This window comes from Mesomycoplasma hyopneumoniae J (assembly GCF_000008205.1).
Taxonomy (GTDB): Bacteria; Bacillota_I; Bacilli_A; order Mycoplasmatales; family Metamycoplasmataceae; genus Mesomycoplasma; species Mesomycoplasma hyopneumoniae.
Genome location: NC_007295.1, coordinates 634,639 through 656,667, shown reverse-complemented (window position 1 = coordinate 656,667; position 22,029 = coordinate 634,639). Strand labels below are relative to the sequence as shown.

Annotated in this window: 16 protein-coding genes; 14 read left to right on the top strand and 2 right to left on the bottom strand. The window is 29.1% G+C overall.

Going from position 1 to position 22,029, the window contains the following annotated elements:
• Positions 1 to 198: 198 nt before the first annotated feature.
• The 6 genes from MHJ_RS02720 to MHJ_RS02695 all read left to right on the top strand — a co-directional run bounded on the left by MHJ_RS02720 (position 199) and on the right by MHJ_RS02695 (position 5,405).
• On the top strand, positions 199 to 1,089 hold the full coding sequence (locus tag MHJ_RS02720) for a hypothetical protein (protein ID WP_237697213.1): 891 nt from the start codon (positions 199 to 201) through the stop codon (positions 1,087 to 1,089).
• Positions 1,070 to 1,462, top strand: a complete 393-nt coding sequence (locus MHJ_RS03940; RefSeq protein ID WP_237697212.1) for a hypothetical protein — start codon at positions 1,070 to 1,072, stop codon at positions 1,460 to 1,462. Before MHJ_RS02720 ends, MHJ_RS03940 begins: the two co-directional genes overlap by 20 nt.
• Before the next feature lie 224 nt (positions 1,463 to 1,686).
• Positions 1,687 to 2,106: a hypothetical protein gene (locus MHJ_RS02710; RefSeq protein WP_011206342.1), complete on the top strand. Its 420-nt coding sequence runs from the start codon at positions 1,687 to 1,689 to the stop codon at positions 2,104 to 2,106.
• A gap of 4 nt (positions 2,107 to 2,110) precedes the next feature.
• A complete protein-coding gene (locus MHJ_RS02705) occupies positions 2,111 to 3,124 on the top strand; it encodes a hypothetical protein (RefSeq protein WP_011284254.1) in 1,014 nt (337 codons plus the stop codon).
• Positions 3,125 to 3,243: 119 nt separating this feature from the next.
• Positions 3,244 to 4,197 (top strand): phosphate acetyltransferase, encoded by a 954-nt coding sequence (locus MHJ_RS02700; RefSeq protein ID WP_011206340.1) that lies wholly within the window; start codon positions 3,244 to 3,246, stop codon positions 4,195 to 4,197.
• Positions 4,197 to 5,405, top strand: a complete 1,209-nt coding sequence (locus MHJ_RS02695; protein ID WP_011284253.1) for an acetate/propionate family kinase — start codon at positions 4,197 to 4,199, stop codon at positions 5,403 to 5,405. The genes MHJ_RS02700 and MHJ_RS02695 overlap by 1 nt, the downstream gene beginning before the upstream one ends.
• 231 nt (positions 5,406 to 5,636) lie before the next feature.
• Here the strand turns inward: MHJ_RS02695 and lpdA are convergent, their stop codons facing one another.
• Both lpdA and MHJ_RS02685 read right to left on the bottom strand, forming a co-directional pair.
• The gene (lpdA, locus tag MHJ_RS02690) at positions 5,637 to 7,484 is read right to left on the bottom strand and encodes a dihydrolipoyl dehydrogenase (protein ID WP_011284252.1); all 1,848 of its coding nucleotides are present in this window, start codon (positions 7,482 to 7,484) and stop codon (positions 5,637 to 5,639) included.
• The gene (locus MHJ_RS02685) at positions 7,484 to 8,404 is read right to left on the bottom strand and encodes a 2-oxo acid dehydrogenase subunit E2 (protein ID WP_011206337.1); all 921 of its coding nucleotides are present in this window, start codon (positions 8,402 to 8,404) and stop codon (positions 7,484 to 7,486) included. The genes lpdA and MHJ_RS02685 overlap by 1 nt, the downstream gene beginning before the upstream one ends.
• 998 nt (positions 8,405 to 9,402) lie before the next feature.
• Between MHJ_RS02685 and MHJ_RS02680 the strand changes: the two genes are divergently transcribed.
• The 8 genes from MHJ_RS02680 (at position 9,403) to MHJ_RS02645 (ending at position 21,976) form a co-directional block, all read left to right on the top strand.
• Positions 9,403 to 12,252, top strand: a complete 2,850-nt coding sequence (locus MHJ_RS02680) for an OppA family ABC transporter substrate-binding lipoprotein (protein ID WP_408631359.1) — start codon at positions 9,403 to 9,405, stop codon at positions 12,250 to 12,252.
• Complete coding sequence (locus MHJ_RS02675; RefSeq protein ID WP_011206335.1) at positions 12,252 to 13,292, top strand: ABC transporter permease; 1,041 nt, start codon at positions 12,252 to 12,254, stop codon at positions 13,290 to 13,292. Before MHJ_RS02680 ends, MHJ_RS02675 begins: the two co-directional genes overlap by 1 nt.
• Complete coding sequence (locus MHJ_RS02670) at positions 13,285 to 14,442, top strand: ABC transporter permease (RefSeq protein ID WP_011206334.1); 1,158 nt, start codon at positions 13,285 to 13,287, stop codon at positions 14,440 to 14,442. The genes MHJ_RS02675 and MHJ_RS02670 overlap by 8 nt, the downstream gene beginning before the upstream one ends.
• Positions 14,442 to 15,494: an ABC transporter ATP-binding protein gene (locus MHJ_RS02665; protein ID WP_011284249.1), complete on the top strand. Its 1,053-nt coding sequence runs from the start codon at positions 14,442 to 14,444 to the stop codon at positions 15,492 to 15,494. The genes MHJ_RS02670 and MHJ_RS02665 overlap by 1 nt, the downstream gene beginning before the upstream one ends.
• On the top strand, positions 15,494 to 17,818 hold the full coding sequence (locus MHJ_RS04010; protein WP_044284685.1) for an ATP-binding cassette domain-containing protein: 2,325 nt from the start codon (positions 15,494 to 15,496) through the stop codon (positions 17,816 to 17,818). The genes MHJ_RS02665 and MHJ_RS04010 overlap by 1 nt, the downstream gene beginning before the upstream one ends.
• A 208-nt stretch (positions 17,819 to 18,026) precedes the next feature.
• Positions 18,027 to 19,082 carry an asparagine synthetase A gene (locus MHJ_RS02655; RefSeq protein WP_011206331.1) on the top strand — a complete coding sequence of 352 codons (1,056 nt, stop codon included), beginning with the start codon at positions 18,027 to 18,029 and terminating at the stop codon, positions 19,080 to 19,082.
• Position 19,083: 1 nt separating this feature from the next.
• The gene (locus MHJ_RS02650) at positions 19,084 to 20,712 is read left to right on the top strand and encodes a hypothetical protein (RefSeq protein ID WP_011284246.1); all 1,629 of its coding nucleotides are present in this window, start codon (positions 19,084 to 19,086) and stop codon (positions 20,710 to 20,712) included.
• The gene (locus MHJ_RS02645; protein ID WP_044284684.1) at positions 20,696 to 21,976 is read left to right on the top strand and encodes an MFS transporter; all 1,281 of its coding nucleotides are present in this window, start codon (positions 20,696 to 20,698) and stop codon (positions 21,974 to 21,976) included. The genes MHJ_RS02650 and MHJ_RS02645 overlap by 17 nt, the downstream gene beginning before the upstream one ends.
• Positions 21,977 to 22,029 lie beyond the last annotated feature (53 nt).

Sequence of the window (22,029 nt, the reverse complement as noted above, 5' to 3'; positions counted from 1 at the left end):
TACTATAAAAATCAATTTTTTTTAAAAAATGAATTTTTCTTAGAATAGGAAAAAATATTTGTATTTTTTAGTACTAAATTATAAAAATTCAAATAAAATTCAAGATAATTTTATAATTTAGACTAAAAAATAAAAAAATACTATAAATTAAAGGGTAATTTTTAAAAATTGTTATAAAAAAATGTAAAATTTTAGATTATGGAAAATACAAATTCAAATAATATTTTAGTAGAAATAATGAAAAAATACCGACTTGATAAATACTGACAAAGATTTATGCTGGTTGGATTTCGATTAAAAAAAATAGATAAAACTTTTAATTTTTTCTTAAGAATTGCGGTAATGTTTACATTAATAACTTTTGTTCTACTTTTTAATGTACTAATTCTTAAAAATTCTGGCACAAATGAAGAAAATGTAATTTTCATTATTTTATATACTGCTCTTTCCTCTGGTATAGTGGCATTTTTTTCATCTTTAATTTGTTTTTTCTTAAAAACGGTTTATCGTGAAAGGAAATTTGTTTTTGATTTTAATTCTTGATCGATAAATAAAATGGTTCACCAGAGCGGTTTTTTATTTGAAAACGTGGAAAAATTTGAAATTTTAGCATCAAATAACGAATTAAAAATCAAAAATATTAGCCAAGAATATTGATCTGTGGTTAAGGAAAAAGATTTAGATTATGTATTTGATGATTTTTGTTTTGGTACTATGTATATTTCTACATTTTTCAAAATAACAACTTCAAAAAATATTGTTTTTTATTTAAAGCATAGTATAATTCCTTTCGGTTTTAATGTTTGTGATAATGAAAATTTTTTAATTATTGACAAAAATTTTTTTAGTGAAAATCTAAAAATTACCTTAGAAAATAAAGGGTTTAAATTCTGAAGAGAAAAAGAAGAGAAAATCTATTTTTGAAGTCCAAATCTCGGATTTAATATTTTTGAAATTTATTCAAAAAATAATTCTTTTCTAGGTATAGTTAAGGCGCTAGGAGAAGAAATGGAAAAGAAATTTTATCAGCTTGATCAACTAGCAAAAATTATAAATAATGGGATGATTTATGAAGAAAATTCTATTTAATTTAGGTGATTTATCCCAACTTCCAGGGGTTTTAGCCCCTGTCTATCAAGTTGCAAATATGGATATTTTTCAAGGAAGAAATCCAAGACCTGCAATGGTTTTGCCAAAAGAAATTTATGAAATAACCCCGGTAAAAATGTCAATTTCTGATGGCGCTTATGCGCAGAAAGAATTTGAAAAAAAATTCCTACAAATGCAGGGAAATATTGAAAATGTTGATTTTGACGATTATCCAGGAATAGAAAATTTTTTAAATTTTAGTTTAGAAAATATTGATGATTTGCAATTAAAAACAAGATTTAAATTTGATCATTATGATAATTTAGAGGCAATTAGAACTAAAAAAAATAACTCCAATAGAAGTTTTAGATAAATATTTAGAATATACAAGTTCTAGTTTTGAACTTGATATACACCCAAAAAATGTTTTATATATCCAAGAAAAAATAGAACCAAATCCTGAAAAACACAAAAACCCGCCAACCCCACCAAAAAATGAAAGAATTTTATCTCAAAAAACTGATACAAATATAAAAACAACAAAACTAAAACAAGAGAATTTGATTGATGATTTTCTAAACGATGCAAAAATAAAAGATGAATTTTGAAGAATTTAAAGACGAATTAAAAACCAAATTGAAGAATAAAGACCCTGATTTTATCTTTTTTTATAATATCATAAATATATCAACTCAAGCATCTGCAGTACGTTATTTAATTAAAACTACAATTGAAAAGGTAATGAAAGTAATGGTTTCAAAAATACTAGGAAGAAAAATAACAAATACAGTATTACGTGATCTTGTTACTGAATCATTATTTAAAAAAGCATTTTTTTCTGCTCATAAAATAGTTGATGGTCTAAAAATTGCAGGGAAATTAAAACGCGGTGTTCTAACAACGATAAAATATGCAAATCCTTTAGGTGCAATAATAAGTATTCTTGATACTTTAGTCTCAGCTATTTCAGTTTTAACTAATTTGGTAATAACAAGTCAATTGAAAAACAACTATTAACAATATGAAAAAACGTGAAGAGATTAGAAAATATGTTTTATTTTTTCACCGGAAAATTAAAAAAAATAAGTTAATTTTGCTTAAAATCGTATTTTTTTTAAGCTTATTTTTTTATTTTTTAGGAATAGGTCTATTTTTAGAGATAAATTTTAAAAACTGACTGGAAAACAATGGAGAAAAAATAGCTGATCTTAATATTTTTGTTAAAAATCTTGATAAAGTTCTTTGAATTTTTTGAACTTTATCAATTATTTTTTTTCTTTTTGCTTTATTTTTTATTTTAAAAGGTGGACGTATCTTTAAGAAAAATAATTTTTTATTTTCTGGTTTATCTCTCCATTTCGAACCTGAAAATGTGAGGAAAAATTTCTTAATTAGCAATAATTTCTGGCAAGAATTTCAAGAATTTAATTATAAAAACACCGAAAAAGTTGCTGGATTTGACTTATTAAGTATTATGCCTCTGGGTTTATTTATAGGTTCAAATAAAAAACAAATTTTTAATTTTTTAGTTAAAAAATGTTCAATAAAAGACGGAAAACCTTATGCAAACGATTTCCGACTGCGTGAATATAAGGTCAATTATTTTGAAGAGATTAAGTCGATGAATAAAAATCTGGCAATAATGTCATTTCTTGGCTGATCATTTTTCGCTCTCTTTTTTATTCTTATAACCTTATCAATTATCGAGGAATTATTTTATACTTTTGCCTCAAATTGACTCAAAACTGATTTGGTTAGTAAAATTTTTATAGATAAAAATCTTGGATTAACTGTGTTTATCATCCTTGAGGCTACATTTTTTACTTTTATGATTGTTTTGAATTTTAAAATATTTAGGGAATATTTTGAATCCTATTATAAAATTTTAACAATTGGACTTGCTGATTTTGAAGAAATTGAAAATTTCGAAAATGATGATGATTTTAAAAATACCTTATATATTTGTCTAAAAAAGAAAAATAAATTTACACGACCTAATGATCTAAATTTTGGTTTTATCGAAGATATTGATTAATTTTCTTAAATAAGCAATAGATTTTTTAAAGCTTTTTTATGAAAATTTCGAAAAAAAAGTATAAAATTATACTTGATTTAAAATTTAAAAGTTAATTTTCTAGGACTTGAAAGGAAAACATGACATACCAAGAATATCTTCAAGCAAGACTTGAGCAACAAAATGAGACAAAAAGTTTACGCTCAGTTCTAATTATTGATGGCGCTGATCCGCGAGCAATTGCCGCGGCAAAACTTTTAAAGGAAAAAAATTTAGTAAAACCGGTTTTACTAGTTGATGAAGAAATTCCAAATCTTGACGTTGATCAACATATAGTTAATTTTCAAGAAAAAATGGAATTTATTAAGGAATTTCTTAAATTCCGCAAGGGAAAAGAAACTCCTGAGTCAGCCGAAATTCAATTTCAATCAAATGCTTTTTATGGAACAATGCTACTAAGAAAGAAAAAAGTAGATGCAGTTGTCGGGGGTCTTAATTACCCAACAGCCGAAATTTTACGCGCAGCTTTTAAAATAATCGGCCCAAAACCAAATATAAAAACAATTTCATCAGTAATGATTATGCATAAAGATCAGGAAAAATATTTATTTAGTGATATTTCAGTAAATATTGCTCCAAATGAGAATCAACTTGTTGATATTGCTAAAAATGCCCTTGATTTTGCTATTCAGTTAGGTTTTGATCCAAAACCAGCTTTTCTTTCCTTTTCAACAAAAGGATCAGCAAAATCACCGCAGTCAGAATTAGTGGCTAAAGCGACGCAAATGTTTAATGCAACATCTCCAATTGAAGCTTATGGTGAAATTCAGCTTGATGCCGCCCTTGATATTGAAGTTCGCCGCCAAAAATATGAAGTAAATGTAGGTAAAAACGCCAATATTTTAATTTTCCCGAATCTTGATGCAGGAAATATTGGCTATAAAATTGCCCAAAGATTGGGAAATTTTGGGGCAATTGGCCCAATAATTACCGGAATTAATGCCCCAATTAATGATTTATCCCGGGGATCAACAACTCAAGATGTCTTTAATACCGTGCTAATTAGCGCTCTACAAGTTGAAGAAGGTAAATAGTGAAAGCAAAAATTTTAGTAGTAAATGCTGGTTCTTCATCAATTAAATGGCAGATTTTCCAAAAGGAAAATCTTGAATTATTAGGTGTAGGCCTAATTGAAAGAATTGGTCTTGAAGATGGTCTAATCAAAATGTCTTTTGGCAAAAAAGACTATAAATACAAAGATAATTTTGCAAATCACAGTCAGGCACTAGCAGTCCAAATTGCCTTTTGGAAGGAAAATCAGCTTGTTGAAAATCTTGAAGAATTCCAACTTGTTGGATTTAGAATTGTCCATGGTGGGGCAAGTTTTAAAGCTCCGGCAAAATTAGATCAGATGGCAATTTCCAAAATTGAAGCAGCTGCAAAATTTGCGCCATTGCACAATCCCGGCGCCCTGGCAACAATTAAAGCAGTTAAAGAATTAATTCCAAATGCAAAACTGGCTGCAAGTTTTGATACCGCCTTTCATGGTACTATCCCAAAAATCAATTATACCTACCCAATTAATGCCGAAATTGCTGATAAATATGGAATTAGAAAGTACGGTTTTCACGGGATTTCTCATAAATTTATTACCACACAAGTTGAAAAAATTTATGACTCTGACAAGGTAAATTTTGTCAATATGCATATTGGTAATGGAATTTCACTCTGCGCAATTAAAAATTCACAGTCGTTAGATACTTCAATGGGAATGACACCGCTAGCCGGGGTTGCCATGGGGACTCGAAGCGGTGATATTGATCCATCAATTATACCATATTTGGCAAATGAGGCAAGTTTTTCTTTTAGCGAAATTGATCATTTACTAAATAAAAATTCCGGACTTTTAGGGCTTTCACGGGTATCTTCTGATCTTCGCGATGTAATTTCAGCAAAAAATAGTGGTAATTTAGAGGCAAGTTTTGCCCTTGAAGTTTATGTCCAAAAAATTGTTGATTATCTTGTAAATTATATAAATAAGGTCGGTAAAAACATTAAGGCGCTTGTTTTTACAGGTGGTGTTGGCGAAAATTCAGCTTTTATTCGGTCCCTGGTAATCGAAAAAGTTCAAATACCCGGCTTAAATTTAGTTCTTGACCAAGAAAAAAACTTAAAACCAATCCCAGAATTTGGACCAATTGAGAAAATTTCAGCTCCTGAATCCGATCTTGATATTTTTGTAATTAAAACTAACGAAGAGCTTTTAATTGCCAAAAATGCGATCAGCGTTTGGGAAAATTAAATTTAATTTATTTTATATTATACAACAAAAAATTAGGTTTTTATTAAAAAAAACAAAAACCTAATTTTTTTTAAGTTAGTATATTAATTTATAGTGTTTTTTCATTTTTAACTTAATTTCAAATTAAAGTAAAAAATCTGCGCTAAAATTAATTTAAAAAAAACGATGTAAAACAAAAAAGTTTTTTACATCGTTTTTAAGAATTTAAAACCAAATTGAATTTTTTATAATTTATTTAATTTTCTTCAATTTTGTAACTGCAGAACGCGCAGCTTCTCAAATAATTTCACTATAAGTTGGATGCGGGTGGATTGCCGCTGCAAGTTCATAAACTGTTACTTCACTATCCATTGCGATTACGATCTCTGAAATTAAATCAGTTGCAACCGGGCCGATAATGTGAGCACCAATTATTTCCCCGTATTTTTTATCAATGATTAATTTAGCAAATCCGTACGCGTTTCCAGAAGCAATTGCTTTCCCAATATGAGAAAAACTTGCTTTTCCAATGACAAAATCATGGCCGGCTTGCCTTGCTTGTTCTTCGGTTAAACCAACCACAGCAATTTCTGGATGGGTATAAACGCAAGCAGGTACTGTTTTTTCTTGATATTTTTCAGTTTTACCTAAAATTGCTGCTACTGAAACAACCGCATGTCGATAGGCAACATGTGCTAGCATTGCCTTAGCCGAAAGGTCGCCAATTGCATAAACTCTATCAACATTTGTTCTGCATTGATCATCGACTATAACACTACCACGACTATCAAGTTCAATTCCAACCTCAGCAAGACCTTGAGAATTTGCTTGCCGACCGATACTTACAAGAATTTTTTCACCGGTAATTAACTCAGTTTTACCTTCAAATTCATAGATAATTTGATCATCCTCAAAACGAAGAATGTTGGTATTTGTAATAACTTTAACACCTTTATCAACTAAATTTTTAGTAATTATCTGCGAAATTTCACTATCTAGATTTGCTAATAATCTTGGCAGATTTTGCAAAATTGTTACCTTAATTCCGGCAGCCGAAAAAATTTGGGCGAATTCAACACCAATTACCCCACCACCAATTATTACAATTGAATCAATTTTTTGCTCTAAATTAATGGCTTCTTTTGAGGTAATAATTTTTCCAGATCTATAACCCTTATCAAAACCGGGTAGATTTAATTTTCGATCAACTGAACCAGTTGCTAAAATCACATTTTTTCCACGATAAACTTTACCATCAACACTAATCTCACGTGCCCCGACAAATTCAGCTTTACCAAAAATACTTGTTGCTTTTGCCGATCTTACAATTGCCTTGACACCCCCAACTAATTTATTTACCACCTCGGTTTTTCGTTGGTGCATTTTTTCTCAGGAAATTTTAAGATCAGAATTTCCACTTAGTCCAAAATCACTAAATTGATCAAGATAATCAAAAACCTCGGCGGTTTTCAACATTGCTTTTGTTGGAATACATCCAACATTTAGACAAACTCCACCTCAAAATTCTTTTTCAACAATTAAGGTAGAAAGTCCGGCATTTCCAGCTTCAGCAGCAGCAAGATAACCTCCAGGTCCAGAACCCACAACAATTACATCAAATTCTTTTTCAATCTGACCTTGATAAATTTTACCTGAATTTGTAGGTTTTTCAATTTTGTCTTCAACTTTTTTTGAATCTGAAGCGGCTAAAACTTTTTCTGCTGAAGCAGTTTTTGCTTTTTTTGGTCCAAAATCAAAGCTTAAAAGTGCATCACTAACTTTAACTTCGCCCACAACACTGGCTCCTCCAGCGGGTTTTTCTTCGGCTTCAGGTTTTGCTTCTTCAACTTCAGCTTCAGCTCCTGAGCCATCATCGATATGATAAATTTCTTGACCGACGTGGATTGTATCGCCTTCTGCCATTAAGACTTTTACGATTTTTCCGGTTTTTGGGGAAGGAATATCCGCTGTTATTTTATCAGTTTCAACAGAAAAAAGCGAATCACCTTCATTGACTGTTTCCCCTTCTTTTTTATAAATTTGGGCAACAACACCTTCATGTAGTCCCTCACCGATATCAGCAAATTTAAATTTATACATTATAAGATTCCTAAAATTTCTGGTTTTTCTAATAATTCTTTAACTCTTGCAGCAAAACGACCAATTGTTGCACCATCAATTCAACGATGATCTGCAGCAACTGTTAAATGCATAATTTTTGAAGCAACAATTTGACCATCCTTGACCTCGGCTGAATCAATAATAGCTCCTACTCCAGCAATTGCCAGTTCAGGATAATTTATTACTGGAACACCATAAAGTGAACCAACCGATCCATAATTTGTGATTGTAAATGATCCACCTTGCATTTCGCTTGGTTTAATTTTACGTTCACGGGCAGCTTTGGCAAGACGAACAATTTCTTTTGCAATTTCTACAATTGAAAGCTTTTGAGCATCCTTAATTACTGGAACCATAAGCCCGGCGTCAGTATCGACAGCAAGACCTAAATTTAAAGTATCAGGATAGACAATTTCACTTGTTGCTTCATCATATTTTGCTGCCATAACAGGAAATTCACTAAGAGCAATCAAAATGGCTTTGGCAATAAAAGCAAGAAATGTTAGTTTCACACCTGATGTTTTTAGGACAGGGTCTAAAACTGATTTTCTAAGTTTTCAAAGATCGCTAACGTCAATTTGATTAACGAGGTTGACATAGGCAACTGAATTTCAAGAATTAGTCATCGCTCTTGCAATTGCTTTTCGAATTGGAGCGATTTTCTCGCGTTTTCCTTCTAATTTAGGCGGAATTGACGCGGGAATAGAAGTTTTTTCAGCCTGCTGAGACGATGAAACTTCTACTTTTTCAGCACTAGTTTGTGCTGATTTTAAGGATTTTATGTAATTTTCAACATCGGAAGCTTCAATTTTCCGATGTTGAATTTTAAGATCAGCAAGATCAATATTAGCATGTTTTGCCATCGCTCTTGCTTTTGGGGTTGCTAAAATTTTTGACATATTGTTTTCCCTAGTTATTAAAATATACTATAAATTATAAGGTTTTTCATAATTAGAAATATACATTATAATTATATATTAAAAACGGCCAAACAAAAGGAAATTTTTCATTTAGCATAATTTAATGTTATGGAAAAACTAAAACTCAAAGAACAAAAAATAAAAATCAAAGCTTTCAAAAAAATCCAAAACGGTTAGAATTTAAATTATATCAAAAAAAATAAGAAATTTAAAAAAATTTTTTTGTTTTTTTGTCCTAAAATTCTAAAAGTAAAAAAAGTGCTGTAATTTAAGTGCTTTTTGCGATTTTTAATTAAAAAAGCAGTTTTTAATTTCTTAGTAATTTCTTGGTTCTTTTCGTTTTTTTAAAATTATTAACAAAAATATAATTTTTTTTAATAATTTTAAAAACATAAAAGATTTTTGAAATTTTATTTAAAAATCTTTTATGGGTTTTTCTAAAAAACCGGCATTAATTTTTTGTTTCTAAAGATAATATTTTAAAAAACACTATAAAAACAAAGGTTTTTTATTTTTACCTTGATTTATTAGAATTTTTACATATACTTTCGTTAATAGAAAAAGAAACCCCAATTACAAAAGTAGCTGAAGCAAGGCTTAGGATCATTTTTCCGGCGGGGAAAATATAAAATTATAATTCCACCTTATTTATAATATATAAAAGCAAAAATTGCAATTGGGCTGGCCTTACTACTCTTTCAATTTTTGTTTTAAATATTATAAAACAAAATTTAAAAAAACCAAGAAAAAAAATTTTTTGAAATTTTTTGGTTTTTTTAAAAAAAGTGCTATAATAGCTTTACAGGAAATACAATGCAGACAAATTTTACTTATAAATATAAAGTAAAAAATAACATTATTCGCAAGTTTAATGTTAGATTTTTGCTTTATTTATAATAGTAGTTTTTGTTTTGATATAGTAAATTCACCATTTAAAATTTAAAACTACTATTCAAAATAGTAGTTTTTTTATTTTTTTAGTAAAAAAAAAAAAAAAAAAGGAGAAAAAAGTGGGTAAAATATTTATTGGCTCAGTTTTAAGTATTACTTCATTAGTTAGTTTTTTATCCTGCGGGGTTCAGCCAGCCTGGCAGCGGCAGGAATTTAATATTAATGTTAACAGCGCAACTTCTTCACCTGGGGCTTTTAAAAGTTTTAATAACACTTTCACATCGCCATTGACTAGTTCACAACTTTATTTTAATAATTCATTTTTGATCCAAACAGTTTATGAAAATGAACTAAAAATTGAAAAAAACGGTGTTTTAGCAGCTGATCAAACCAAAAAAGACAAGCGATTTATATATGAACCAAGCCAACCAAGCTATTCCTGAAATGCCCTTGTGAATATTAAAGCAATTTTGGTTACTCAAAATGATGGAACTCAACTAGTTTTTGATAGTGATCAACATGAATTAGGTTATCTAAAACCAGGTCAAAAACCGAAGTCATTAGTAATAAAATTGACTTCAGCAGCAAAAAATTCAATTAATTCCGAATTTTTTGCTGCTTCGCTTGAAAAAGCGAAAAAAGTTCAGTTTTTTCTAAAAGATCAAATAAACTGGGTTACTTGGGATGGAAAACCTTCAGGATATTATCTAAAACCGCGGGATTATTTCTATGGGTTTCGCAGTCAGCGACTTTCGGTTCCAAGTGAGCGCGAAAAATTTGGCGGAAGTCCAGAAATTGACAAGTTAGCACAGGAAAAAATTCCTAATTATGATCCAAAATCAAATTATTTTACTAATACAATTACTAATTTTTATCTCCTTGAACTTTTTGGCCTTGATCCAAAAGATTTAGATGATGAAAATAAATATATTCAGGAATATCAAGGTAGTCTTGAAAAATTTAAAGGCCAAAAAGCACTTACTTTTCAAAAAGGAGCAAATAAAGAAAAGGTTTTTTTCAATGGTTTTATTGATAAAATCGTTCTTTCAGGGATGCTTAGACCAGTTCCTTCCGATTTTATTGATAAAAGAACAAAAGAACTTGCAAAAGAAAAAGATGGAAAATTAGTAGGCCGTTTTGGGGAAACAGGCGATGCTTTAAAATTCGGGGCTTATTGATATGGCCAGGATTTTAAAAAGGATTTACTTTATAATTCACCTTATCTTCCAACAGTTTTTGATCAACATAAACAATCCTGAATGATCAATGAATATTTTCCCCGGACTGGTTGAAAAGAAAGTTTTCCTTATATTTTTAAGAAAATTAATGTTCTTTATTCAAAATATCCATCTGCTTCTGCTTTTGCAGATTCCCAGTTTAATTCTTATCGCGAACAGACAATTAATGCAATCGGTTTTGATAGTCTTAGTGAGTCCCAGAAAAATTTGGTAGCAAATAATCAAGCAAAATTTGGCTGAACACTAAATCGGCAAGAAAGTAAAAACGACCTTCATAAATGGTATTATTCTCTTTTAGTTCCAGGCTCTCTAAGGCAGAAATTTAAGGCCGAAACGGGTGTGAGTTTTGATGAGAAATACTATGGATTCAATGATAATTTTGCTAGATTAAATTTTGGTGTTCCCCTTAAAGAAATCGCTGAGGGTAGTGCTAAAATTATTGAACACTTGATTTCAGGTCCAAGTTTGGAATTCCGCCAGATAATCGCTAATGCTTGAAATTTATATACAACCTCACAAGCAATTACCTCCCAACAACTTGCCTGATATAATTTTATCTCCCCGGATAATAAACTAAATTCAAATCCAAAATCAAAAACACCCCGTGATTTTTACCAAAAAGTAAATACAATTAAATTAGTTGATGCTACAGGTAAAATTTATTATCAAAAAGATCCTAAATCCGAAAGAGAACAAAATTTTGCCAATGTAAAAAACGGCAAAAAACAATTTCAAGCACCAAATTTTGACATTTTAAAAGAAAGAATGAAAAAAATTCTTGATAAATTTTGACAGGATAACAAACTTGGCCCAAATGAAAAAGTTGAATGAACTAGTCATAGTTTATATACTGATACCGGAAGTAAAACAATTGCAGCAATAAATAATGCCGCTGATGCAATCGAAAGTCTCGATCCCCGACTTAAAATCAAGCGAATCTGACCAATTACTGACCTTGCAAGACGCTCAAATTATTTATATACCCGCACGGGCGGGCTTGATTTTGGCGGTTGGAGTTATGACTATAACGGAATCGGAACGGTTTTAGATGGAAAAATTCAAAGAAACGGCATTGGCTATGCAATGCTTTCAGCAATTTATCTAAGAGGCGAAAATTCTGAGATTGCAAAATCTTATCCCCTTATTTATAAATATGCCCTTGCAGCAAAAAATTTTTTTGATAAATTTGCAAAAAAAGGTTGAATACGCAAATTTGAAGAATGAAAAGATGCTACAAATGCCCCTGATTTTGGCGCGCATAATCAACATTTTTCCCCGGATTTAACAAATTATATAATTGGGTCTGTGATCGAAGAAGATGATCCAGAAAATCCAGGAAAAAAAATCAAAGTTTGGAAAAACTTTGTCGAAGAACTTAATGCTAAAAACAAAAATAAAGGTGATTTAATTGATTTTGATTTTCTAGCTGAATCAGCAATTTTTAATTTGACTTTTCAAGAAGAAAATTCTGATGAGGATCTTGTTGAATTAAGTGCCGAACTTACCTCGCTTTTAGGTTTTGGCCTTAGCGATCTTGTCAGCGTTTTTTCTTCTACCCCTTATGCAATTTTACAAAATCCAAACTTGGAAATTCCCAATGCAAACGATACTTATGATGCATTTACACCCCCAGATATGATTGTCATTAAACCTTTAAAAGAAAAATGGGAAAAAAATAATAAAAAAGGAGAAAAATAATGGCGCTGAAATACTTTTTTAAACGGCTTTTACTTGCTTTGATTACATTTTTAGCAATTTATATAATTGTTTTTGTCTTACTTGCTAATTTTTCTCCTGATCCTTTTGGTGATTTAGTTGAAAAAGGATCAAAAGTAGCCGATCAAGGGAAAAAACTTGCTGATTTACGGGCAAAATACCATTTTGATCAATCAACTTTAGCCCGACTTTGATTTTATACAGCAGAAGTTTTTAAAGGAAATTTTGGCCCGATTTATAAAACCGGTGAAGATGGTCAAATTCCTAGTTTGTTTTTTGGCCCTTTACGTTATACAATTTTAGTTTCTCTTCCATCTTTTTTAATTAGTGCTTTTCTAGGAGTTATTCTTGGAACAGTTGCTGCTTATCGCCGCGATCGGATCGAAGATGCAGCAATTAGTGGGATCTCAACTTTTTTTGTAGCAATTCCTTCGTTTGTTTTAGCTCCTTTTGTAGTTTTAATTGCAATTAAAATTGGTCTTCCTTTTGAATTCAAAGACCCTTCAACTTATGGGATCTCAACTGCACTAGCCTCGCTGATTCCGCCGATTTTTGTCTTTTCGATTACCTCAGTTGCAGGTTATGTTTTTCTTGTTCGAAATCAGGTAATTACCGTTTTATCTTCTGAATATATTTTAATTGCCAAAGCAAAAGGGCTATCAAAAATGGACATATTTTTTAAATATGTCCTTAAAAATGCAGCAATTCCACTTGTAAGATCGCTAATTTTTTCTTATATAATTCTCCTTTCGGGATCAATTGTTTTAGAACAATTTTTTAGAATTCCGGGGTCTTCAAGTATTTTAGTAAGCGCGGCTTTTGATGGCGAGGTTAATATTTCGATGTTTTCAATTATTTTCTTTACCTCGCTTTCTTTAATCGTTGATATCATCGGCGATCTTGTCTATCTTTTCATGGATCCACGAATTAGTTTTGGGAATAAATCACCAATAAGTCTATGAGAAAAAATTAAAAATTGGAAAATCAGAAATTATCCAAGAAAGGAGAAAAATAATGCCTAGTTCAAAAGAATTTAGCCAGCGCTATAATCTAACAAAAGAGCAAATTAGTCTTTTAAAACCTGCAAGTTTTTCTGAGAAAAACTATATTTCAACCGGAAGAATACTTGAGTTTTGAAAAGATGCAATTCTAAAATTTTTTCGCTCTAAAATTTCGCTGATTTCAACAATTTTATTTTTATCGCTTTTAATTATTGCAATTTTTTCAGTAATTTTAAGTCCTTATAGTTCAACAAAACCGATTTCACAAGCCGATCCTGTCCTTGTAAATGAGCAACTTCCAAGTGGCTGAGGTCTTATAAAAACAACGGTATCCACGGATATTTTAGAAAAAATTAGGTCAATTGAACTTGAAAATAAAATTCAACTTATTAAAGGAGATACAATTGAATTATTCCCAAATCGCTGGCAGATTCAAATAAATCCTTATCAGGTAATGTCAATTTTAGAAAATGGGAAAAAATTTGTCTCAATTATTGGAACCGATCAATATGGTAGGGATATTTGACTAAGAACTTGACAAGGAACTTTAAATGCTCTAGGAATTGCAATTATAATTGCTCTAATCCAATTTTTAATTGGAATTATTTTAGGTACCTACCTTGGATTTCATATTGGCACCTGAATTGATAATGTGATTTTAAGAATTATTGATATTTTTGGATCAATTCCTTGAATTATTTTATTTATTATTTTTATTGCAATTTTTGGTCCTAATACTCTCACTTTGATTCTACTTTTATCACTTACAGGTTGAACTAGACCGGCTTATCAGGCAAGATTATATACAATAATGGTCAAAGATGAAGAATATGTCTATGCTGCTAAAGTAATTGGGGCTTCAAAATTACGTCAGATTTACTATCATATTCTCCCTAATATTTTCGGGAAATTATTATCTGTTTTTATTGCAAGTATTTTTGCTTCAATTACAACAGTTGCCGCGCTTGCTTTTTTAGGATTTATTAAAGAAGGACCTGATTCAAGTCCTAATTTAGGTCTTATTATTAATTCATCAGTTTCACTTGCTAATAAAAATCCAATGGCACTTTTATTACCTTCAATAATTTTAGTAATTCTTGCAGTTACTTCTCGATTTATTGCAAATGGAATCCATGATGTCCTTGATCCAAGAATTGGGGGAAGAAAATAATGGAAAATCAGCAAAAAAAGCGGATTTTAGAAGTAAAAAATCTCCGAATTAGTTTTAAAACTGGAAAAAAAGAATATCTTGAAGTAATCAGAGGGATCGATTTAAGTCTTTATCAGGGTCAAATTATTGCCTTTGTTGGCGAATCTGGTTCTGGAAAATCAGTAAGTGCAAAAGCACTTTTAGGAATTAATAATTTTGCTAAAACCAGCGCAGATAAAATCGAAATTGATGGAATTGATGTAACTAATTTTCAAAAAGATAAGCAATGAAGACAAATTAGAGGACATAAAATTGGCTATATTCCCCAGGATCCACTTGTTGCACTAAATCCGACAAGAACAATTGGTAAACAACTTTTAGATGCGCTAAAAAATGATAGCCGTTTTAAAAATATTCAAGAAAAGAAAGACTTTTTGATTAAATTACTTGAATCTTTTGGACTTGAAAATGCTACTAAACGTTTTAATTCTTATCCTCATACTTTATCAGGAGGGATGAAACAGCGAATCGTAATTGCAATGACAATTGCTCAGCAACCTTCAATTATTATTGCCGATGAGCCGACAACAGCACTTGATCCAACTGTTCAGTCCTCAGTTCTAGCCTTACTTAATGAGATCAGGGAAAAATATAAAATTGCAATTATTTTTATTTCCCATAATATTTCAATAGTTGCAAAATTTTGTGATTATATTTATATAATGTATGCCGGAAAAGTTGTTGAAAAAGGAACCCGCCAAGATATTTTCACAGATCCAAGACATCCTTATACATGAGCGCTAATTTCGGCGATTCCTGAAGGGACTAACAAAGAAAATCAACTATATACAATTACAGGTTCTCCCCCTGATCTAAAAAATTTAGGAGCCGGCGATCCTTTTGCTCCACGAAATGAATATGCTTTAGCACTTGATTTTGAAAAAGAACCTCCACTAATTCCAATTTCTGAGACTCATGAAGCTGCAACTTGATTGCTCCATCCTAAAGCTCCAAAAGTTGAACTAAATCAAGAACTAAAAACAAGAATAAAATTATTTAAAGAAGTGTTATAATGGAAATTGCTCTTGAAACAAAAAAATTAGAAAAATATTTTACAAACAAATTTGGGACTATTAAAGCCGTTGATGGAATTGATATTGAGCTAAAAAAAGGCCAAGTTTTAGCACTAATTGGCGAATCCGGTTCAGGAAAAACCTCGATTGGTCGTTGTCTTGTTCGCCTTTATGAAAATTTTGGGGGTCAGGTTCAACTTTTAAATCAAGTAATTTCTGGAAAAAAACTATCAAAAAAACAGAATCTTTTCTTAAGAAAAAATATGCAGATGATCTTTCAAGATCCATTTTCTTCACTAAATAAACAGAAAAATGTTTATTCCATTCTAAAAGAAACTTTGGTAATTAACGGAATAATTAAGTCAAAAATGGATGATATTTTCCTTGACTGATCAGATCTAATTTTCCATTTTGCCAAAACTTTAGAACAAAAATATCTTGAAATTGAACTTGAAATGCTCGAAAAACGTAACTTTGAATTTCAAGATTTCATTAATTTCTGGCAATCTCGGATTGAAAAAATAGAAGAAAATTTAGCGCAAATTTCTACCGATAAAATCACAGAGGCAAAAATCAACGAATTTTTTAATTCTTATTTGCTTTATTTTGAAAAATTACAAAAATTATTTAGCTCATCATATAATCTTGGCTATGAAAATGTGGCCAAATTATATGATTATTTCTATGAAGTCCAAAAAATTTACCGACAAAAACAGCAAGCAAAAGTCGAATTTGACTACCGCAGTGCTAAAAAAGATTATGAAGACCAGCTAAAAAAAATAAAGCAAGAAAAAGCTTTTTTCATTAAAACATTAAATGTAAAAGCGCTTAATTTAAAAAAAGAGGCCCAACTCGAGATTGACAAATTCACCGCTCAAAACAATTTGTTGACTTCCTATATTGACGAATTTAATTATGAATATAAAATTGCAAATAACAAAGCGCTAGTAACAACAGATCTAAAAAATTATTCATTTTTTAAAAAACAAGCAATAATCAATAAGGAAATTGCCAAATTTCTTGATAGGAGAAATATTTTGTTACTTGAAAAAAACCTTTTTTCCTTTCTTAATATTTCTGAGATTGAAAAATTATTTGAAATTATGAATAATTTCAAAAAAAGTCAAATTGAAAAGTATAAAAATTTGACTTTCGATAAAAAAGATGAAAAAAATTATACAAATACAAAATTATTTAGTCAATTAATCCGTACCGAAATTATCATTTTGGATATTCAAGGTTTAAAAGAAATTGCCCAAAATCGTAAAAAAACTTATCAAGAAAAAGTAAATTTTCAAACAAAATTTCTCCAATTTAAAAATAAATATTCATATAATAAAAAAAGAAGTAGTCCGCAAGCCGAAAATCTAGAAAAACTCAATGAATTAAAAGAAAAACTGGCCCAAAAAGAAGCAATTTATGAAGAAGAAAAAGACCTTTTTATTAGAAAATATACCTCTTGGAAAACAAAACAAGAGCAAAAAATCAATGTTGAAAAGCTAAATTATACTAATTTCATTGAAAAAATCCAGTCATATGAGCAAAGAATTAAACTAGTTCATCGAGTTTTTGGTTCAAAACTAGCTCACAAACACGATTTTCGTGAGTTAATTGCTAATTTAAAAAGTCGTTTTCTTGAAAAAACGGCAATAATTAAATCGCTTGGTTTTGAGCAGCAGAATTTAAATCGGATTTATAAAAATATCCAACTTTTCTATGGAATGAAAACCAAACCATTTTTCTTTCTTAAAAAATCAATTCGCAAATTTGTTTTAAGCGAATTGATTTATGAAGCACTTGAAAGCGTCAATCTTTTAAGATCATATGCCTATCGTTATCCCCATGAATTTTCCGGTGGTCAAAGACAGAGAATCGCAATTGCTCGAGCCTTAATTGTTGAACCAAAAGTTATAATTGCCGATGAACCAGTGGCTTCACTTGATATTTCAATTCAGGCCCAAATTATTAATTTGCTAAAAAAATTAGTAAAAGAAAAAAATCTTTCTCTAATTTTTATCGCCCATGATTTATCAGTTGTTGAATATATTGCCGATGAAGTTTTAATAATGCATGCTGGAAAAATTGTCGAAAAAGGAAAAACTTCGGCAATTTTTGCAAACCCAGTCCATCCTTATACAATTAATTTGTTAAATTCAGTACCAAAAATTTCAAATGCTCATATTCCTTTTACCCCAATTTTATTTAATAATCAATATTTAGAGGAACAAAAATATCCAAATGTGATCGAGGAATTCGCGATTTCTGAGGATCATTTTGTCTATGGGACAAAAAAACAACTAAAATCCTGACAATTACAAAGCTAAAGTGGTTTGTGAGCTGTGATTTTGAAAAAAATTTTTAAAAAATTACAGCTCTAACTAAGTTTAGAACATTTTTTTTGGTAATATTTTAATTTAAAATCTTAAATCTTAATTTTTTTTAATTAAAAATTATTTTTTAATAATTAAGTTTGATACTAATTTATGAAAAAAATTTTAAAAATTTTGCTTTTGTTTTAAAAAACTAAAAATTTTGTTAGAATTTCCTTACTACGCAAAAAAATATAAAAAAGGAAACTCAATAACTGTGAATTTTAAGAATTTTAAGCATGATTTTATAAAGCACATATCAAGTGAAAGTTATGCCAAAATATTAACAATTTATTCAGAAATTAATTTTTTAACATACAAGTGAATGCGCGATAACAATGTAAAAATAGTAAATTGTCCAATAACAACACAAAGTATTTCAAGTCCTATGGGGCTCGGAAGTGATTCACTACCTTATAAAGTTATTTCGAAAAATAATCCGAATTTTGAGTTTTATTTAGCAGACAGCATGCAATTTCATTTGGAATTATTTTTAAGAACAAAAAATGTTGAATCAGTCGGATATATTGCCCCAACATTTCGTGGCGAAAATGTTGATGAAAGACATTTACATCAATTTAATCATTTTGAGATTGAAACAAAAAAACCATTAGTTGAAACAAAAAAAATGATTATAAATTATCTAAAATATTTAGTTAAAAATTTAGTTAAAACACATTCCGCTGAACTAAATTATTTTAATGAAAATAATGTACCAAGACTTTTGAAGTGACTAAACTTTGATCAATATAATTTATTATTTACAAATGCTATAAAAATATTAGATGAAAAATTTAAAGAAGGCATCGATCGAACCGAACTACTTTTAAATATAAATTCAAAAGGTGAAAAATTTTTAATTAATTATTTTTCTGATAAAATTTTATGGTTAGATAATTTTCCAGAAATTAATGTACCTTTTTATCAAAAAAGTAAAGATGGTTTTGCGATTAATTCAGATTTATTAATGGGAATCGGAGAAATAGTTGGAAGTGGTGAAAGGTGTTTTGATTATAATGAAACATTAAAATCCCTTTTAAACCACAAAAATAACCCACAAAATTATAAATGATATTTAGAAATGAAAGAAAAAACTCCGATGATTACTTCTGGATTTGGTTTAGGAATGGAAAGATTGATGCTATTTTTAATTGGAAAAAATGATATACGCGAAGTTCAACTAATCCCGAGAGAAACTGACAAGGAAATTCTCCCCTAAAATGACAGAAACGATCAAAATAATTGCTGCATATTTGCAGGAATTTAACAAAAAAGAAGGTCTAAATTTAAGAATTTTCCTCAAAGGAAGTTATATTCACTGGTCTAAAAAGTTAATCGAGCGCGTTCCAAATGATTTAGACTTTGGTTTTTTGAATGGGCCTTTAATTTGAAGGCAAAAATTTATCACTTTTTTACTAGCAGAAAAATTTGCTGTTCCCATTCGAGTTGATGAAAATTTAAAAATTCTAAAAATTAACAACATAAATGTTGAATTTATTTTACTAGAAACAATTCCAGAAGAATTTTTAGAAAAAACAGAGTGGGAGAATATTTGAAAAACATCGGTAGAATCGGCATTTTTTAAAAAAATTCTAATGATGACTTATGTCCTAGATGATGTCTATCCTCATAATAGCCATCAAAAAATGACTTCAATAATAGCCGATTTGGTGATGTTTTGAAATAAATTTAGAAATAAAAATTTATTAGAATATTCCCTCCATAAAAAAGAATTTTTGGTAAGTAGCTGAAATTCTTTTTTTATTTATTTATATTATAACTATGATCGAATGCTCGAAATTCACTTTGATGTTAAAAAATTAGATAAGTATTTAACCAATGTTTTGCCAGATCTAAAAGATTTTATCTACGGATTTTTTGACTATATCAAAAATACAAAAAGTATTTATGATCTTGCAATGTTTTTTGATAAAATCCAAAAAAACATTGCAAAAATAAACAAATCACTGACAGATTTTCTAAATTTTCCCTCCTTGACGGGTTTTGAAGAACCTTTTATCAAAAAAATTCTTATAGGAAAAATCACTAAATCCACAAAAGGTGGAACTTTTTCACTTAATAACCCCAAAAAAAATACCTTATTTATTGCACATACTGACGAAGTTGGCGGAATTGTTATAAACGGAGAAGTTTTTAATCAGGGAAGCCCTTATTGAGAAAGTGGAATTTTTGAGGTTTTTGATAAAAATGGTGAAAAAACCGGGCAAATTTTCTGCCAAAAAATGGATAATTTAATTTTTTCTGATGAAAAACAACGAAAAATTAACCGCCCAAATTTACTTTGTGATAAAATTAATCACAAAGAAATTTACCAAATTCTGCCAAAAAATAAATTGAAGGTGGCAAAATTTGTAATTTGGGCCCGAAATCACGATAATAAAATTTCCAATTTAGTACTAAAAACACTTGTTGATTTTATCTCAGATGCAAATATCGTTTTAACAACAAAAGAAGAAATTCAACTTCAGGGCACAAAGGACAAGGAGCTAATTCAAGAAGTTGAAAATTACAAATTTTTGATTAATTTAGATGTTAGCGAAGATGAAAATTGGGATGTTGAGGGGGTAAAAATAAGAGTTGCCGATCCTTTTATGGCTTATAATTCCGATATTTATGAAAAAGTAAAAAATCTTTTTGATGAAAACGGGCTTGAATTTAGACCCTTTTTTGGATCAGGTTCTACTGATATTACCAATTTTCAGAATCAAAATTCAATTACCCTATCAATTCCGGCTTCAAAAATTCATAGCAATAATTCAAAAATTTTATTAAAAAATTTTTTCTATTTATTATGAATTTGCAAGGAAATTAATGACAAATTTCATTAAAAACGCCTGTAAATATACAAGTTCATTAAATTTTTCCTTGGTTGGCTCGGAAGCTTTTAAATTTTCATCCTCGCTTTATATTTATAAAATTACTGGAGATTTTTGACTAGTAACAATTTTGTATCTTTTAATTCAACTACCAAGTTTAATAGTTTATTTATTTAGTACAAAAATTGTAAAACGCTGAGAAAATGATAAGTTAATTCTTCTAATTTCTGATCTTTTTAGTGCGCTTGTCCTTGGAATTTTACTTATTATTTTTTTCTTTGGTTTAGATATTAAAACTTATCAGTTTTCAATAATTTTGATTTTTTTTAACACTTTATTAGGTTTTATTCACTCTTTTCGTTTTATTTATCTAAAAAATATTGTCTATTTTTTAGCCCAAAATCAGAAACAAATGGTAAATATTAATATTTTGTCTACTTTTGCAACTAGTATGGGATTTTTGCTTTCGGCTATTTTTGGACTTTTTTTATATACAAAGTTAGAATTTTACTGAATGATAATTTTTAATTTATTTACTTATTTAGTTTCAGGATTTTTATATTATTCTTTAAAACTAAATTCCCAAAAAATCGAATTTAGTATGTTAGATGAAAAACCTAAAAAAGTAATTCATAATTACCCAAAAATCAATTTTTATAAGTGGTTGTTTATTTTTTCAGGATCACTTGTAATTTCAATAATTATGATTCCGAAATTATCAGGATTTGCGCAATTTTTTAAATACATTAATTCAGGAATAAATTTAGATCAAAAAAATTTAATTTATTATGATTTTCAAATTTGAGGACCTTATTTGAATATCGCTTTTTCTTTTGCCGCTGTTATTGGAACTCTTATAAATTTTTGACTTTCAAATAAAAAAGGTAAGATTTTTAATATTAATTTTCTAATTTTTCCTTTAATTTTAGTCCATCTTATTTGACTTATAATCCCTAAAAGCGCCAATATGCATTTCCAATTTTATAGTTATATTATAATTATTATATTTGTTCAAGTTTTATTTTCATTATTTTTGCCTTCTTTTTATAGTTTAAGTTATAATTTATTTACAAAAGAGAAATTCCATTTCCAAAATGGAATTCAACTAGCAGCAAGAATTATTTTTTCTAGCATTTTTTCAATTATTACAACCGCTATTACGCTAGTTAGTTCATATTTTTTTTCTTATCTGGTTTTTGTAATTGTGTTATCAGTTTTGTTGCTTATAAACTCTTATTCACTTTTTCGGATTGCTGGCGGATTCAAAAAATATTAAGAAAAAAGTTTAAAAAATTTAAAAAAAAAGGAAAAAATAAGGAAAAATAGATT